Below are 16,000 nucleotides of genomic sequence, written 5' to 3'. Positions count from 1 at the left end.
CGAAGGACAGGCGCCGCAATCACTTACTCTGCAGCCGGCGCTTCGTCGGCAGCTTCTTCCTTGCCGAGCTTGGCGGTGACGATCGCGTCGTCATGGTCCTTGCCCTGGGCCAGGGCCGGGATCTCGACGCCCTTCGGCAGCTTGATGTCCGACAGGTAGATCACGTCACCAGCCTTCAGGTCGGCCAGGTCGACGTCGATCGATTCCGGCAGGTCCTTCGGCAGGCAGGTGATGCTCACTTCCTTCAGTTCGTGGGTGACCACGACGTCGGCAGCCTTGCCGGCCGGCGAGGTGTCTTCGTTGATGAAGTGCAGCGGGACGTTGGCGGTCAGCGCTTCGTTCTCGTTCACGCGCAGGAAATCCAGATGCAGGATCAGCTGCTTGAACGGGTGGCGCTGCATGTCACGCAGCAGCACCTTGGTGACCTTGCCGTCCAGGTTCAGGTCCAGGATGGACGAGTAGAACCACTCGTTCTGCTGGGCCAGCCAGATTTCGTTGTGGTTGAGCTGGATGACGCTCGGCTCGACGTCGCCGCCGTAGATGATCGCCGGGATCTGGCCAGCGCCACGCAGGCGGCGGCTCGCACCCTTGCCTTGCAGTTCGCGCTGGACGACCTTGATTTCATGATTCTTGGCCATGCTGGTTTACTACCTTCGTTGTTTGCCCCGCCGTGATGGCGAAGCGATGAGGGAACATCCGCGACCAGATGTCCCCGGGAAACCACCCGCCGTTGCCGGCGGGCGGAAAAATCAATCCACGTACAGCGAGCTGACCGACTCACCGAAGGCGATGCGGCGCATCGTCTCGGCCAGCATTTCCGCCACGCTGAGCTGGCGGATCTTGCTGCACACCCGCGCCTCTTCACGCAGCGGGATGGTGTCGGTCACCACCAGCTCATCGAGCTGGGAGTTGTTGATGTTGTCCACCGCCGGGCCCGAGAGCACGGCGTGGGTGCAGTACGCGGCGACCTTGAGGGCGCCACGCGCCTTCAGGGCTGCAGCAGCCGCACACAGGGTGCCGGCGGTATCGACGATGTCATCGACCATCACGCAGGTCTTGCCTTCGACGTCACCGATGATGTTCATCACGGTGGAGACGTTGGCGCGCGGGCGGCGCTTGTCGATGATCGCCAGATCGGCATCGTCCAGGCGCTTGGCGACAGCGCGCGCGCGCACCACACCACCCACGTCCGGGGACACCACGATCAGGTTCTCCGTGCCGTAGGCGCGCCAGATATCGGCGAGCAGCAGCGGCGAGGCGTACACATTGTCCACCGGCATGTCGAAGAAGCCCTGGATCTGATCGGCATGCAGATCCACCGTCAGAACCCGGTCAGCCCCGACAGCGCTGAACATCTTTGCAGCCACCTTGGCGGTGATCGGCACGCGCGAGGAGCGCATGCGGCGATCCTGGCGCGAGTAGCCGAAATACGGCACCACGGCGGTGACACTGTTGACCGAGGCGCGCTTGAGCGCATCGATCAGGACCAGCAGTTCCATCAGGTTCTCGGCGCTGGGCGCACAGGTCGGCTGGATGACGAAGACGTCCTGCTTGCGGACGTTTTCCTCGATCTCGACCTGCACCTCACCGTCGGAGAAGCGCGACACCAATGCCTTGCCAGGCCGCACCCCCAGTTCCTTGCAGATGCTCTGCGCAAGGCGCTTGTTGGCGTTGCCGGAAAATACCAGCAGGTTGGGGTGTTCTTGCATCATGACGGTCTCGGGCGGGAGCGATTGGCGGAGAACTGGGCCGCCGGCACCCGGAGGTGTCTGCGGTGACAACACCGCGGCGTATGCACCGCGCCCGCGCAGACATGCGCATGGAGTCGCGGCAGATATCCGCTAGTGGCAGGGGCGGGAGGATTCGAACCTCCGAATGCCAGGATCAAAACCTGGTGCCTTGGGCCTCTTGGCGACGCCCCTGCATCAAAATCAGTAACGCTCGAGTACATCAAGCAGTGGCGAGCGCTCCACGCCCGCAGCCACCCATGCCCGCAGTTCCTTCGGCAATTGCGCCAGGCCCTGCTCTGCAGCAGCGCGCGTGGCGAACTCGACGAAACAACCGCTTCCCGACCCGGTGAGTCGTGCCCGGCCGATACTGCTCAACGCTGCGAGCGCTGCCTCTACGGCAGGTTCGCGGCGGCGCAGGACCGGCTCGAACGCATTCCCGAGCAAAGACCCGGAAGCGAAGTCCGCTATTTTCGCCACTGGGGCATCCCGCGTCAAATCCGGTGATGCGAAAAGTGCCGGTGTCGGCACGTGAACGCCCGGATGGACCAGCACGAACCAGGCCGGCGGCAACGCCATCGGGGTGAGCAGTTCGCCCACGCCTTCGGCCCAGGCGTTGTGCCCGCGCACGAAGACCGGCACGTCCGCGCCCAGCTGCAGACCCAGCGCGGCGAGCGCATCCACGTCCAGCCCGGTGTTCCAGAGACGGTTCAAGGCGACCAGGACGGTAGCGGCGTCGGACGAACCGCCGCCGAAGCCGCCACCCGCCGGCACCACTTTTTCGATGCCGATGTCGGCACCTTGGGCGACATTCGCCGCATTTTTCAGCAGAAGGGCGGCACGCACCGCCAGATCATCGGCCTCGGCCACCCCGGCGACCGAGATGCCTTCACGCCGGATCCGGCCATCGTCCCGCACCCGCAGGCGGATGCGATCGCCCCAGTCGAGCAACCGGAACACGGTCTGCAGCTGGTGATAGCCGTCCGGGCGCCGCCCGGTGATGTGCAGGAACAGATTCAGCTTGGCCGGGGCCGGCCAGGTCGACCCGCCATCGGCCGCATCCAGCATGCTCATGGGCCGGCCAGTACCCAGCTGTCGACCACCAGGCGCACCTTCGCGTCGCCATTGACCGCTTCGATCCGGCGCGGCAGCACCGGGCGACCGGCTTCGGCCGGGTACCAGTCGAGGTACTGGATCTCCCAGCCCATCTGCTGCACCCGACGCGGGCGCCCGTCGCCATCGCGTTCGATGCGCTCGGCCGGGGCCGCGTCGGCGACCAGGCCGCGCACCCAATCGGGCAGCTGGTTGACCGGGATATCCCAGCCGGTGGCCTCCAGCAGCACCTGCTGGGCATCCTCGCCCTCGCGCGTGCCGCCTTCCAGACCTTCCAGGCGGCCGCCCTCGTGATGGCTGTCGCCGGTCAGCTTCCAGCTCTGCCTTGTGACCGGCGCGCTGAGCTCGACCACATACCCGGCCGCCTGCTGCTGCCAGTCGATGCGGCCGCTGCCACCATTGCGCCCCTTGCTGATTGCCACCCGGCCCTGGAATGACCAGGCCGGCTGCGCGCGCACGGCGGCGACGCGTTCGGTCTCGGCCTGCTGTGCAGCGGCCGAGACGGTGTTGACCACGGTCGGAGCGGAGGGGGCCTTGCGCTCATCCAGCGACACGCAGGCGGAGAGCGACAACGCCACGGCCGCGGCGAACGCGGCCTTCAGGGACACCAGATTCATACGCCGTATTTCTCGATCACGCGCTGCAGGGCGCGGTTGTCCGGGTCGAGCTTGCGGGCCTCTTCAAAGAAGTGGCGCGCCTCGTCCTTCTTGTTCAATACCCACAGCACCTCGCCCACGTGCGCGGCGATCTCCGGGTCCTTGGACAGGGTCCAGGCGCGGCGCAGTTGCACCAGCGCTTCTTCATTGCGGCCCAGGCGATACAGCACCCAGCCGTAGCTGTCGACGATGGCGGCGTTGTCCGGCTCGGCCACGCGCGCGCGGTCGATCAGCTCCAGTGCCTCCTGATAACGCTGCGTGCGGTCGGCCAGGGTGTAGCCGAGCGCGTTGAGCGCGGCGATGTTCTCCGGGTCGGTGACCAACACCTTGCGCAGGTCGGCCTCGGCACGCGGGATGTCATCGCGGCGTTCCCAGGCCAGCGCGCGGGCATACAGCAGCGCGTTCTCGTCCGGATACGCGGCCAGGCCACGGGCCAGCGCATCCAGCTCGCCGGCATCGTCGTTGCCGCGCTGGCGCAGCTCGGCTTCCAACAGATAGGCATCGCGGCGGGCATCGTCATCGACGGTCGCATCGGACTGGATCGCGTGCACCTCGGCCAGTGCCGTGTCGGTGCGGCCCAGTTCGTTCTGCGCATTGGCCGCGCGCAGGCGCGACTCATCGCGTTCCGGGCCACCGGGCACGCTGTGGTACCAGTTGACCGCCTCCTCATAGCGCTTGAGGTACTCGGCGATCTTGCCCAGCAGCAGGCGCTGGGCCGGATCCGGCTTGGTCGCCTGCTTCGAGATATCGGTATACAGCGCCAGCAGGCCCGGATCGTCCTTCTGCTTGGCCAGCAGCGAGGCGCGCATGCCGTAGGTCTGCACGTCCTGCGGGCCGACCGCCAGCACGCGCTCGGCCGCCGCAGGCTGCCCCATCAGGTCGTAGGAGATCGCCACCGCGTTGCGCAGCTCGGGGTCCCGGGTGGTCTTGGGCTCCACGCCCTTCAACAGGGCCAGGGCCTCATCGGTCTTGCCGGCCTGGTTGAGCTGGCTGGCATGCAGCAGGGCCACGCGCGGTTCATCGGGGAAGCGCCTGACCACCTCATCGACCATGCGCCGGGCCAGCTCGGGCTGCTCCATGCGCATCGCCAGGCGGCCGAACTCCTGCCAGACCTCCAGGCGGTCGGGAATCGCATTGGCATCGACCAGCTCGCCGAGCACCTGGGCCGGCACCTTCGGATCGCTGCCGCCGCTGATCAGGGCACCGATCGCGAACTTCCACGCGGTCGGGTCGGGATCCCTGAGCAGGGCCTGCAGCTCGGTGCGGGCGGCCTTCACCTTGTTCTGGCGCATGTCCAGCGCGGCCGTGCTGCTGCGCATGGCCAGCGAGCGCGGTGCGCGCTGCTCCCACAGGGCCAGCGCGCGGGCGGCGCGCTTGTCATCGTTGGCCAGCATGGCGATCCGGGCGGCGCGCTCGGCCAGCCCGGCATCGCCGTCGCTGGCCTCGGCCGCCTCCAGGTACCAGCGTGCGGCATCGCCCAGTTTGCCGGCCTGCAGGGCGAATTCGCCCGCCATGACCGGGGCCAGGGGGATCGCCTCGGCCGCGCTGTCCTTGGCTTTGGCCGGGGCTGCCGGAGGGGCGGCCAGGGCGTTGGCGGTGAACAAAGACAGCAGCAGAACGCTGGAGATGCGAATCAATGCGGGCATCGGGGGCATCTGAGCCTTAAAATGACGACTTGAATGGCCAGCAGCTTATCGCAAGCAACTGAACAATGACCCTGTGGGTGCTCGGACTGAATCACCAGACCGCGCCAGTGGAACTGCGCGAACGCGCCTCCTTTGGCGGCGACGCCCTGCCCCAGGCATTGGCGTCGCTGCGCGATACCCCGCAGGTGGCCGAGGCGGTCCTGCTCTCCACCTGCAACCGCACCGAGCTGTACGCGGTGGCCGAATCCGGTGACGCGCTGGCACAGTGGCTGGAGTCGCACGCCGGCACCCTGCACGGCTACCTCTACCAGCACGCCGACGCCGATGCGGTCCGCCACCTGTTCCGGGTCGCCACCGGGCTGGACTCGATGGTGCTGGGCGAGCCGCAGATCCTCGGGCAGGTGAAGGATGCCTGGGCCCTGGCACGCGATCACGGCCTGCTCGGCCAGCGCCTGGACCGGCTGTTCCAGCAGACCTTCTCCGTGGCCAAGCGCGCCCGCACCGATACCCGCGTGGGCGCCAACCCGGTCTCGGTGGCTTCCACCGCGGTGCGCCTGGCGCAGAACTCGTTCGCGCGGCTGGAGGATTCCACCGTGCTGCTGGTCGGCGCCGGCGAGACCATCGAGCTGGCCGCGCGCCACCTCAGCGAAGGGCGCGTGCGCCGGTTGCTGATCGCCAACCGCACCCTCGCGCATGCGCAGGAGCTGGCCAGCCGCCACGGCGGGGTCGCCCTGCCGCTGAGCGAGCTGGACCGCCATCTGGGCGAGGCCGACGTGGTGTTCTCGGCCACGGCCGCGCGTGAGCCGGTGATCACCCGGGCGCAGGTGGCCGCCGCGCTGAAGACCCGCAAGCACAAGCCGATGCTGCTGTTCGATCTGGCCGTGCCGCGCGACATCGAGGCCGGCGTGGGCGAACTGGCCGACGCCTTCCTGTACACCGTCGACGATCTGGAGCGCGCGGTCGAAGACAACCGCCGCAGCCGTCGGGAAGCTGCGGCCGAGGCCGAGGCGATCATCGAACTGCAGGTCGCGCGCTTCGTTGAAACCCTGCAGGCCAGCGCGCACCAGGCCCCGCTGCGGCAGCTGCGCGCCTATGGCGAAGCGACCCGCGTGGAGATGCTGGAGAAAGCCCGCCAGCAGCTGGCGCACGGCAAATCGCCGGAGGAAGTGCTTGAGCTGCTCGCGCACGGCCTGACCAACCGCCTGCTGCACCCGCCCACCGCCGCCCTGCGCGCGGCCGCGCTCAGCGGCGATACTGAACTCACCCGCGCCGCCGAGCGCCTGTTCCCGGCCAAGCCGGGTTACCAGCACCCTGCCGTGCGTAATGATGTAGCGAGGAAAGATGACGCCGACCCTGCGCCGTAAGCTCGAAGCGCTGGCCGAGCGCCGCGAAGAACTCGAACGCCTGTTGTCCGACCCCGCCGTGGTCGGCGACAACGACCGTTTCCGCGCGCTCTCGCGCGAGTTCTCGCAGCTGGAGCCGGTCGCCACCGCGCTGGCCGACGAAGGCCGGGCCAAGGCCGATCTCGCCGCCGCCGAAGCGATGCGCGACGATCCGGACCTGCGCGAGCTGGCCGACGAGGAAATCACCGCCGCGCAGCAGCGCCTGCAGCAGCTGGACGAAGAACTGGCCCTGCTGCTGGTACCGCGCGATCCGCGCGATGACGGCAACCTGTTCCTGGAAGTGCGCGCGGGCACCGGCGGCGACGAGGCGGCGATCTTCGCCGGCGACCTGTTCCGCATGTACGCCCGCTATGCCGAGCGCCAGGGCTGGAAGGTCGAAATCGAATCAGACAACCCGGGCGAACACGGCGGCTACAAGGAAGTCGTGGCGCGCGTGGTGGGCCGTGGCGCGTTCTCGCGACTGAAGTTCGAATCGGGCACGCACCGCGTGCAGCGCGTGCCGGCGACCGAGTCGCAGGGGCGCATCCATACCTCGGCCGCGACCGTGGCGATCATCCCCGAGGCAGACGATGTCGAGGACGTGGTGATCAACCCGGCCGACCTGCGTGTGGACACCTACCGCTCCTCCGGCGCCGGTGGCCAGCACGTCAACAAGACCGAATCGGCGATCCGCATCACCCACCTGCCCAGCGGCGTGGTGGTGGAGTGCCAGACCGAACGCAGCCAGCATGCCAACCGCGACAAGGCGATGAAGCGCCTCAAGGCGCAGCTGCTGGATACCGAGCGCAGCAAGCAGGCCGCGGCCCAGGCCGAAAGCCGCCGCTTGCAGGTCGGCAGTGGCGACCGCAGCCAGCGCATCCGCACCTACAGCTTCCCGCAGGGGCGGATCACCGACCACCGCGTGGAAGGCCTGACCCTGTACGACCTGCCCAACATCCTGACCGGCGATCTGGATGCACTGGTCAGCCGCCTGACCCACGAACACCAGGCCGACGAGCTGGCCCGGCTCGCGGAAGGCAACTGAGCATGGCGGCCGCCGAGCGGCAGCGATGAGTGTCGATCCGCAGCGCCTGCAGCTGCGCCAGGCCGTGCAGCGGCAACCGGCGGACTTCATCGCCTGGGTCATGCTGGCCGACGCGGAGCTGGAGGCCGGCGATGTGCGGGCGGGCGAACAGGCCGCCACGCGCGCCCTGCAGCTGCGCGGCGACCATCCCGAGGCGCTGGCCCGGCTGGGTCGCGCACGCTGGATGCAGGGCCGCCACGGCGAAGCGGCCACGCTGCTGCGCCAGGCGGCGGATCGCGCCCCACAACATCCCGGCATCACCCTGTGGCTCGGCCACGCACTGGAGGATGCCGGCCAGCCCGAAGCGGCCGCCGATGCCTATCGCCATGCGCATCGCCTGCTGCCGGGCGAGCCCTACATCACCGCGCAGCTGCTCAACTGGCAGCGCCGCCTGTGCGACTGGCGCGATCTGGAGCGGTTGTCGGCGCAGGTCCGCCAGGCCGTCGCGCAGGGCCAGGCGGTGGTCGAACCGTTCGCTTTCCTCAGCGAAGACAGCAGCGCCGCCGAGCAGCTCGCCTGCGCCCGCCAGCGCGCGGCCGCCCTGGCCGAGGGCATTGCGCGCCTGCCCCCGAGCACGGTGCGGCCGCAGGGCACCTTGCGGGTCGGCTTTCTCTCCAACGGCTTCGGCGCACATCCGACCGGCCTGCTGACCGTCGCGTTGTTCGAACAGCTGCGTGCGCTCGGCACGCTGGAGCTGCATCTGTTCGCGCTCACCGGCGACGACGGCAGCCCCATCCGACAGCGCCTGCAGCAGGCGGCCAACACGCTGCACGATGTCAGCACGCAGCCGCACCAGATCATCGCCCGGCGCATCCGCGAGGCCGGCATCGATGTGCTGTTCGATCTGCGCGGCTGGGGCGGCGGCGGTACCCCGCAGGTGCTGGCGATGCGCCCGGCCCCGGTGCAGATCAACTGGCTGGCTTATCCGGGTACCTCCGGCGCGCCGTGGATCGATCATGTGCTGGCCGATGCCTTCGTGCTTCCCGAGGCGATGGCGCCGGCCTTCAGTGAGAACGTGCGGCGGCTGCCGCGCGCGTTCCAGCCGTCGGACAACACCCGGGTGCTGGAGCCGGTGCCCGCGCGCGAGGCCTGTGGCCTGCCCGCGCACGGCGTGGTGCTGTGCTGTTTCAACAACAGCTACAAACTCAACCCGCGCAGCATGCAGCGGCTGTTCGCGGTGCTGCAGGGCGTGCCGGGCAGCGTATTGTGGCTGCTGTCCGGCCCGGGCGATGCGGATGCGCGGCTGCGCAGCGCGGCCCGCCAGGCACAGCTGGATCCGGCGCGGCTGGTGTTCATGCCACGCCTGCCCCACCTGCAGTATCTGGCGCGTTACCAGCACGCCGACCTGTTCCTGGACACGCATCCGTACAACGCCCACACCACCGCCTCGGATGCGCTGTGGGCCGGCTGCCCGGTGCTGACCTGCCCCGGTACGACGTTCGCCTCGCGGGTGGCCGGCAGCCTCAACCATCACCTGGGCATGCACGATTTCAACGTGGCCGACGACGCGGCGTTCGTGGCCACCGCCCTCCGGCTCGGCAACGACCCGGCTGCACTGGAGGCGGCGCGCGCCACGCTGGCCCACCGGCGCGAGGACAGTGGGCTGTTCGACATGGCCGGCTTCGCGCATGACATCGCCGAGATGATTGAAGCGCTTGCCCGTGAGCGTGGCTGGCATGGCCCACACATCGCCTGAGCATCGGCTGCGCTAGGCTCGGGCTTCCCCGTGGATCACCGAGGCACGCCGATGGGCAAGCTCAAGCGCAAGGAGTACCAGGCCCTGCTGGAACCGATGCAACTGGAACTGGCGGCGATGGCGCGCTGGGTGCAGCACACCGGGCAGCGCGTGCTGGTGCTGTTCGAAGGCCGCGACACGGCCGGCAAAGGCGGCGCGATCCAGGCGATCGCCGAGCATCTCAATCCGCGCCAGTGCAAGGTGGTCGCGCTGCCCAAGCCGACCGACCGCGAAAGCACGCAATGGTATTTCCAGCGCTATGTCTCCCACCTGCCTGCGGCCGGCGAGATCGTGCTGATGGACCGCAGCTGGTACAACCGTGCCGGCGTCGAGCATGTCATGGGCTACTGCACCGAAGCGCAGTACCGCAGCTTCCTGGCGCAGGCGCCGGTGTTCGAGAATCTGCTGATCGACGATGGCATCGTGCTGTTCAAGTACTGGCTGAGCGTGGACCAGGCGCAGCAGGAAAAGCGCTTCGCCGAGCGTCACCTCGATCCGCTCAAGGGCTGGAAGCTGTCGCCGGTGGATCTCAAGTCACGCAGCAAGTACAGCGCCTATACCGAGAGCCGCGAAGCGATGCTGCGCGCGACCCACAACGACGCGGCGCCGTGGACCCTGGTCGACTTCAATGACCAGAAACGCGGGCGCCTGGGCCTGATCCGCAACCTGCTCGACCGCCTGCCCGATACCCGGGTGGACGAACCGGTGCTGGCGCTGCCGCCGCTGAAGGGCAAGCTGCACAAGGAGCACTTCGGGGTCTTGAAGCCGATTGAACCCTTCATCGTCGGGTAGATCCACGCCATGCGTGGATGCTTCATGCATCCCGTATCCACGCATGGCGTGGATCTACCGCGCACAGCGAGGCACAGGCATGCCGGGTATCCGTCGGCATGCCCGTGAGGATCAGCCTTCCTTGATCCGCGCTTCGATGTCATGCGCGGTGACCGGGCCGAGGAACTCCTTGGCGACCTTGCCATCCGGCGCGATCAGGTAGGTCATCGGCAGGCCGCGCGGGATCGCGAAGTCTTCCGGCGGGTTGTAGGTATCCACGATCACGATCGGATAGGTGACCGGACGCTTCTCCAGGAAGGCCTTCATCTCGGCCGGCTCGATGTCCTCGAAGGCCAGGCCAACCACTTCGATCTCGCTGCGCATCGCGTGCAGCGCGGACAGCTCGGGCATTTCCTTGCGGCACGGCGCGCACCAGGTCGCCCAGAAGTTCACCACCACCCATTTGCCGCGGTGCGCGGCCAGGTCGTACTCGGTGCCATCCAGCGCCTTGGCCTTGAGCGTGGGCTGTTCGACGGTCTTGCGCTCGGTGGCCGGAACGGCCTCCGTCGGCGCCGCGGCCGGTTCTTCGATCGGCGCCGGGGCGGCGGGCGCGGTGGCCTCGCTCTGGGCGGCGGGCTTGTTGCAGGCGGCCAGCGTCAGCAGGCCGAGAGCCAGCAGCAGGGGCTTGGCGGTCATGGTTTGTCTCCGGGGGTCGTATAGATGTCGCTGACGCGCCGCTTGAGCAGTTCGCGCAGCGGCAGGCGCAGCGTGTCCAGCGCGGCCACCGAGGCCGTGCCGAGGCTGTCGTCGCGATACGGCAGGTAGGCTTCCTTGATCGGGATCCGCATCTGCGTGGTCTCGTACAGGTCGGCCAGGGTGAGTTTGTCCAGATCGCGTGCCAGCAGCCATTCGCCCCGCTCGTCGCGACGGACCACGCGGATCGCTTCAAGGTCGCAGAGCAGGGTCTGCAGCAGCGAGTCGGTCAGCATCGGCTCCAGCCTCAGGATCTCGTCGTCATCCAGGCTGCGGCCTTCGGCGCGTGCCTGGTGGAACCGGCCGATCAGGCGCAGCAGGCCGTAAATCTCATAGCCCACCGGCAGGCGCAGGTCGGCCGGCTGATAGCGGAACGCGGCGATCGAAGAGGCCAGCGAGGCGCCGAGCAGCACCGACACCCAGCACAGGTAGATCCACAGCAGCAGGATCGGCACGAAGGCGACCGTGCCGTAGAGCTTCTGATAGGACTGGAAGCTGCCCAGGTAGGCGCCCATGCCCCACTTGACCAGCTCGAGCATGAGCGCGGCCAGGATCGCACCGGGAATGGCATGCCGCCATTTGACCGTGTGGTGCGGCACCACGCGGTAGACCAGCATGATGCAGATGAACTCGATCAGGATCGGGGCGACCGTCAACGACACGTTGGCCAGCCAGCGGCCTTCGCTGGTCCCGAACAGCGGCAGCGCGAACACCCGCGCCGAGACCGCCAGCGAGGCGGCGGCCAGCATCGCGCCGAGGGTGAGCACGGTCCAGTAGACCAGGAAGCGGGTCAGCTTCGGCCGGGTGGAGCTCACCCGCCAGATCTGATTGAAGGTTTCCTCCACGCTGTTGAGGGTGATCAGCAGCGACACCACCAGGGCGATGAAGCCTGCGGCGGTCAGCTGCCCGGCACTGGCCGAGAACTGCCGCAGGTAGCCTTCGGCGGCACGCGCCGCGTTGGGCACGAAGTTGGAGAACACGTAGTCGCTGAGGGTATCGCTCCAGCGGTCGAACACCGGGAACGCGGAGAGCACCCCGAACACGACGATGGCCAGCGGCACCAGCGCGAACACCGTGGTATAGGCCAGCGAGGCGGCTGCCTGGAACAGGCGGTCATCGAGGAAGCGGCGCCACAGGAAGCGGCCGAAGCTGGTCGCGCGCGCGCGGTCCCGGACGCGTTCGATCCACAGGTTGATCGTATCGAGAGGTTCCATCGGCGCAAGGGTACCCGATGACGGGTGTGCGGCATGCACGGACCTCGCCCTCAGCGGGCTGCGTTGCCATACTGGCCGCATCGGATTCGACGAGATGGAAGCGAAATGGCGGAGATCCTGGTGCTGTACTACAGCCGTGGCGGTTCAGTGGCACGGCTTGCCCGCCAGATTGCCCGCGGCATCGGTGAGGTGCCGGGCATGAGCGCGCGCCTGCGCACGGTGCCGCCGGTGGCGGCGGTAACCCAGACGGCGCTGCCGCCGGTGCCCGAGGACGGCGCACCGTATGTGAGCGTGGCCGACCTGGCCGAGTGCACGGGCCTGCTGCTGGGCAGCCCGACCCGGTTCGGCAACATGGCCGCGCCGGTGAAGCATTTCCTGGACGGGCTGGGCGCGGAGTGGGTGAACGGCACGCTGGCCGGCAAGCCGGCGGGGGTGTTCACCTCGACGGCGTCACTGCACGGGGGGCAGGAATCGACCCTGCTCTCGATGCAGGTGCCGCTGCTGCACCACGGCTGCCTGATCGTGGGCATTCCCTTCACCGAGCCGGCGCTGAGCCACACCACCACCGGCGGCACGCCGTATGGCGCCAGCCATGTCGCCGGCGCGGACGACAATCCGGTGCCGAGCGAGGATGAAAGCATCCTGGCGCGGGCGCTGGGGCGGCGGGTGGCCGATATCGCACGGCGGCTGGCGTGAGCACGCGGGCGCAGGAAATCGTCCTTGCCCTGCTGCTGGTCGCGCTGGCGGTGCTGTTCGCGGTCTGGTTCGCGCAGGACAAGCATTGGCTGGCCACCCAGCTGGTGTTCACCCTGCCGCCGCTGCTGCTGGCGCTGGGGGTGCTGGTGCGGCGCGGCAAGGCGATGTTCTGGGCCGGGGTACTGGCGCTGTTCTGGTTCAGCCACGGGGTGATGAGCGCCTGGAGCCATCCGGAGGTGGCGCTGTGGGCCTGGATCGAGCTCGGGCTTGCGCTGGCCGTGATCGCGGTGGCGAGCACGCCGGGGCTGCGGCGGCGCTTCGGGCAGAAGAAAACGGCTGGCTGACCGTCCGGCGTCGCGGGCCTGCATCCGGCGGGCGGCAGCCGTATCATCTACGGGTCGGCGCGGCGGTTCCGTGCCCTTCTGTCTGGTACCCAGGATGCTTGCAATGGAAGAACTACTGATCATCACCACCGGTGGCACGATCGACAAGATCTACTTCGACGACAAGTCGGACTATCAGATCGGTGATCCGCAGATCGGGATGATCCTGCGCGAGCTGGGCGTGACCTTCCGTTTCAATGTGATTCCGATCCTGCGCAAGGATTCGCTGCACATCACCGACGATGACCGCGAGCTGATCCGCGCGACGATCGCGGCGCAGCCGACGCGGCATGTGCTGGTGACGCACGGGACCGACTCCATGGTGCAGACCGGCCAGGTGCTGAAGTCGATCACCGACAAGACGATCGTGATGACCGGTGCGCTGAGCCCGGCGCGCTTCCGTGGCTCGGATGCGGAGTTCAACATCGGGTGTGCGATCGGTGCGGTGCAGTCGTTGCCGAGCGGTGTGTACATTGCGATGAACGGCCGCATCTGGAATCCAGAGCAGGTGCGCAAGAACGTGGCGGCCAACCGGTTCGAAGCGGCGTAATCATTGGCGCAGCATGTTGATCGAACGAACGCCCCGGCATGCCGGGGCGTTCTGCGTTGGTGCGATGGGAAAGCGATCAGTACTGCGCGGTAAGGGTGACCCCGGAGAAGGTCGAGTAGGCCTTCACCCGCACATGCCAGGTGCCGGCCGCGGGGGCGCTGATCGTGCAGGTTTCGTTGTTGCCGCTGAGGTACGGGCGGCAGGTGTAGACGGTATCCGTCGGGGCACTGCCGGAGCGGACGTAGAGATCGGCATCGCCGCTGCCGCCGGCGATGGTGACCTTCAACTGGCTGCTGCCCGACGGCACGGCCACGGTGTAGGCCAGCGAGGCACCGCTGGCGGCGCCGAGGCCGGTGACCGGGACGTTGTTCTGCAGCACGGTGCCGGTACCCGGTCCCGGGCCGGTGCCGTTGAGCGCCGCCGTCACCGCCGCATCGGCGTCGACGATGCCTGCGCCGCAGCCACCCGAGCAGGCACCCGGGAGGGGACGTGCAGTGCTCTTGAGCAGGCTCTCGATGGAGGCCGGGCTCAACGCGGTGGGGGCGACGGACTGGACCAGGGCCACCACGCCGGCGACATGCGGGGCCGCCATCGAGGTGCCGTTGTAGGAGGCGTACGAGGCGCTGCCCGGGACCGTGGTGCCGCTGTTGAGGGTGGAGAGAATCCCCTGCCCCGGCGCCGAGATGTCGATGCCGGTGCCGTAGTTGGAGAAGCTGGCACGGGCGCCGGCCGACGTGGTCGCGGCGACGGCGATGACGTTGGCGCAGTTGGCCGGCACCGAGGACGAGACGTTGGTGTTGCTGTTGCCCGCGGCGACCACCACGGTGGTGCCGCGCGAGACGGCGCCATTGATCGCGGTCTGGTAGGTGGTGGAGCAGCTGCCACCACCGCCGAGCGACATATTGATCACTTCGGCGGGATTGGCGTTGGCCGGGACGCCGCTGACGGTGCCGCCGGAGGCCCAGACGATCGCGTCGGCGATGTCGGAGGTGTAGCCGCCGCACTTGCCGAGCACGCGCACCGGGACGACCTTGGCATTGAAGGCCGTACCAGCCACGCCGGTGCTGTTGTTGGTTACCGCCGCGACGGTACCGGCCACGTGGGTGCCGTGCCAGCTCGAGTTGGAGGCCGGAATGCCCGAGCCGCATTCGTTGGCGGCGTACCAGTCGCCTTCGTCGTTGGGGTTGTTGTCGCGGCCACCGCCATCGCGCGCCATCGCCGCGTCGCTGATGAAGTCATAGCCGGGCAGGATGTTGGCGTTGAGGTCGGGATGGTTGGTGATGCCGGTGTCGATCACCGCGACCACCACGCCGGTGCCGGTGGCCTTGTCCCACGCCGGGCGCACGTTGATCGAAGCATTGCTGGTGCCGAAGCCCCACTGCTCGGAGAAACGCGTGTCGTTGGGCACCAGGGTGGCCTGCATCAGCTGGTCGACCTCGACGTATTCCACGCTCGGGTCGGCTGCCAGGCGGCGCATCAGCAACTCGGCTTCGGCACGGTCCAGCGGCCGGTCGGCCTTGACCACGGTGGGGCCGATCGCCAGCTGACGCAGCTTCTGCAGTCCCAGCGCGCGGCCCTGTGCGGCCGGCACCGCCGCGGCGGCAGCCTTGAGCGAGCTGGCCAGCGCGGTCGGCGTGGCGACCTCGGTGCTGCCATCCTTGTACTTCACGATGAAGCGCTGATGGGTCGGCGCCGAGGACAGGCCGCTCAACTGCACATCGCCGGCGAACGCCGGGGTGGCCAGCAGCAGGGTCGAGAGAACGGACGCGCCCAGTACAACCAATGCACGCTGACGCAAACGGTGTTGCGAGACATGAGACATCGGATTTCCCTTTCAGACAGTGAATGCCGTCGTCGCGGCTGAGAATCCAGGTCCGATCCGGGGCTGCTGAAATCGATGGCGCGGATCGGCCGGGTGAGTGGATCGGTTCCCCTGAATCAAACCGCCCAACCCGACGCTAGTGGCTGGCTGGCCGATCAACAACGTTTCAGCTGCACTTCAGTCACATGAAATGTCGGATCTGAGACTTTCCGGGTCGAGGGTTTGTGAAAGTGAAGGACCTCACGGCCTTTCGGGTGGTCCGATTGCGCCACGGATTGTCTGAAATGGCTGTCACGCGCGACAAAACCGGGACACCACTTGCGCATCAATGACTTACGCCACTGCCACCGCAGGACAGTAGTGCCGGCCGCTGGCCGGCTCCCGACCATCCTGTAGTGCCGGCCGCTGGCCGGCTCCCGACCATCCTGTAGTGCCGGCCGCTGGCCGGCTCCCGACCATCCTGTAGTG

15 protein-coding genes and 1 tRNA gene are annotated in these 16,000 nt (G+C 68.1%); 7 read left to right on the top strand and 9 right to left on the bottom strand.

The genetic code is table 11. The annotated features are described in order from the left end of the window. Positions 1 to 23 precede the first annotated feature (23 nt). From ABE434_RS16885 to ABE434_RS16860, 6 genes are all read right to left on the bottom strand, one after another. Positions 24 to 638 (bottom strand): 50S ribosomal protein L25/general stress protein Ctc, encoded by a 615-nt coding sequence (locus ABE434_RS16885; RefSeq protein ID WP_102789571.1) that lies wholly within the window; start codon positions 636 to 638, stop codon positions 24 to 26. Between the two features lie 111 nt (positions 639 to 749). Beyond that, on the bottom strand, positions 750 to 1,709 hold the full coding sequence (locus ABE434_RS16880; protein WP_026070235.1) for a ribose-phosphate diphosphokinase: 960 nt from the start codon (positions 1,707 to 1,709) through the stop codon (positions 750 to 752). Positions 1,710 to 1,845: 136 nt separating this feature from the next. After that, positions 1,846 to 1,922, bottom strand: a tRNA-Gln gene (locus ABE434_RS16875). A 9-nt stretch (positions 1,923 to 1,931) separates the two neighbouring features. After that, positions 1,932 to 2,795: a 4-(cytidine 5'-diphospho)-2-C-methyl-D-erythritol kinase gene (gene ispE / locus ABE434_RS16870; RefSeq protein WP_346479650.1), complete on the bottom strand. Its 864-nt coding sequence runs from the start codon at positions 2,793 to 2,795 to the stop codon at positions 1,932 to 1,934. A gap of 2 nt (positions 2,796 to 2,797) precedes the next feature. Beyond that, the gene (gene lolB, locus ABE434_RS16865) at positions 2,798 to 3,457 is read right to left on the bottom strand and encodes a lipoprotein insertase outer membrane protein LolB (protein WP_176990863.1); all 660 of its coding nucleotides are present in this window, start codon (positions 3,455 to 3,457) and stop codon (positions 2,798 to 2,800) included. Further along, a complete protein-coding gene (locus tag ABE434_RS16860) occupies positions 3,454 to 5,142 on the bottom strand; it encodes a tetratricopeptide repeat protein (protein ID WP_346479639.1) in 1,689 nt (562 codons plus the stop codon). Before ABE434_RS16860 ends, lolB begins: the two co-directional genes overlap by 4 nt. A gap of 65 nt (positions 5,143 to 5,207) precedes the next feature. Between ABE434_RS16860 and hemA the strand changes: the two genes are divergently transcribed. From hemA to ppk2, 4 genes are read left to right on the top strand one after another with little or no spacing between them, the layout of a single operon-like run. Continuing rightward, positions 5,208 to 6,506, top strand: coding sequence for a glutamyl-tRNA reductase (gene hemA, locus ABE434_RS16855; protein ID WP_176990861.1), 1,299 nt, complete (start codon positions 5,208 to 5,210; stop codon positions 6,504 to 6,506). Further along, the gene (gene prfA, locus ABE434_RS16850) at positions 6,484 to 7,569 is read left to right on the top strand and encodes a peptide chain release factor 1 (RefSeq protein ID WP_176990860.1); all 1,086 of its coding nucleotides are present in this window, start codon (positions 6,484 to 6,486) and stop codon (positions 7,567 to 7,569) included. Before hemA ends, prfA begins: the two co-directional genes overlap by 23 nt. Before the next feature lie 25 nt (positions 7,570 to 7,594). After that, on the top strand, positions 7,595 to 9,304 hold the full coding sequence (locus tag ABE434_RS16845; RefSeq protein ID WP_346479638.1) for a tetratricopeptide repeat protein: 1,710 nt from the start codon (positions 7,595 to 7,597) through the stop codon (positions 9,302 to 9,304). Between the two features lie 51 nt (positions 9,305 to 9,355). Beyond that, positions 9,356 to 10,135, top strand: coding sequence for a polyphosphate kinase 2 (gene ppk2, locus ABE434_RS16840; protein WP_346479637.1), 780 nt, complete (start codon positions 9,356 to 9,358; stop codon positions 10,133 to 10,135). 111 nt (positions 10,136 to 10,246) lie between these two features. Here ppk2 and ABE434_RS16835 read toward each other — a convergent pair whose 3' ends face one another. Further along, positions 10,247 to 10,810: a TlpA disulfide reductase family protein gene (locus ABE434_RS16835; RefSeq protein WP_346479636.1), complete on the bottom strand. Its 564-nt coding sequence runs from the start codon at positions 10,808 to 10,810 to the stop codon at positions 10,247 to 10,249. After that, positions 10,807 to 12,081: a YihY family inner membrane protein gene (locus ABE434_RS16830; RefSeq protein WP_346479635.1), complete on the bottom strand. Its 1,275-nt coding sequence runs from the start codon at positions 12,079 to 12,081 to the stop codon at positions 10,807 to 10,809. The genes ABE434_RS16835 and ABE434_RS16830 overlap by 4 nt, the downstream gene beginning before the upstream one ends. Positions 12,082 to 12,186: 105 nt before the next feature. Between ABE434_RS16830 and wrbA the strand changes: the two genes are divergently transcribed. From wrbA to ABE434_RS16815, 3 genes are all read left to right on the top strand, one after another. Continuing rightward, entirely contained in the window at positions 12,187 to 12,777 is a 591-nt protein-coding gene (gene wrbA, locus ABE434_RS16825; RefSeq protein ID WP_019186096.1) for an NAD(P)H:quinone oxidoreductase, read from the top strand. Continuing rightward, positions 12,774 to 13,121 carry a DUF2069 domain-containing protein gene (locus tag ABE434_RS16820; RefSeq protein WP_346479634.1) on the top strand — a complete coding sequence of 116 codons (348 nt, stop codon included), beginning with the start codon at positions 12,774 to 12,776 and terminating at the stop codon, positions 13,119 to 13,121. Before wrbA ends, ABE434_RS16820 begins: the two co-directional genes overlap by 4 nt. A gap of 103 nt (positions 13,122 to 13,224) precedes the next feature. Beyond that, on the top strand, positions 13,225 to 13,710 hold the full coding sequence (locus ABE434_RS16815) for an asparaginase domain-containing protein (protein WP_121044584.1): 486 nt from the start codon (positions 13,225 to 13,227) through the stop codon (positions 13,708 to 13,710). Positions 13,711 to 13,786: 76 nt separating this feature from the next. Here the strand turns inward: ABE434_RS16815 and ABE434_RS16810 are convergent, their stop codons facing one another. After that, positions 13,787 to 15,532 carry a S8 family peptidase gene (locus tag ABE434_RS16810; RefSeq protein ID WP_346479633.1) on the bottom strand — a complete coding sequence of 582 codons (1,746 nt, stop codon included), beginning with the start codon at positions 15,530 to 15,532 and terminating at the stop codon, positions 13,787 to 13,789. Positions 15,533 to 16,000: the final 468 nt, after the last annotated feature.

The sequence above is a fragment of the Stenotrophomonas sp. TWI1183 genome (assembly GCF_039673115.1).
Taxonomy (GTDB): domain Bacteria; phylum Pseudomonadota; class Gammaproteobacteria; order Xanthomonadales; family Xanthomonadaceae; genus Stenotrophomonas; species Stenotrophomonas maltophilia_AA.
This window is presented reverse-complemented; position numbering and strand designations above follow the sequence as displayed.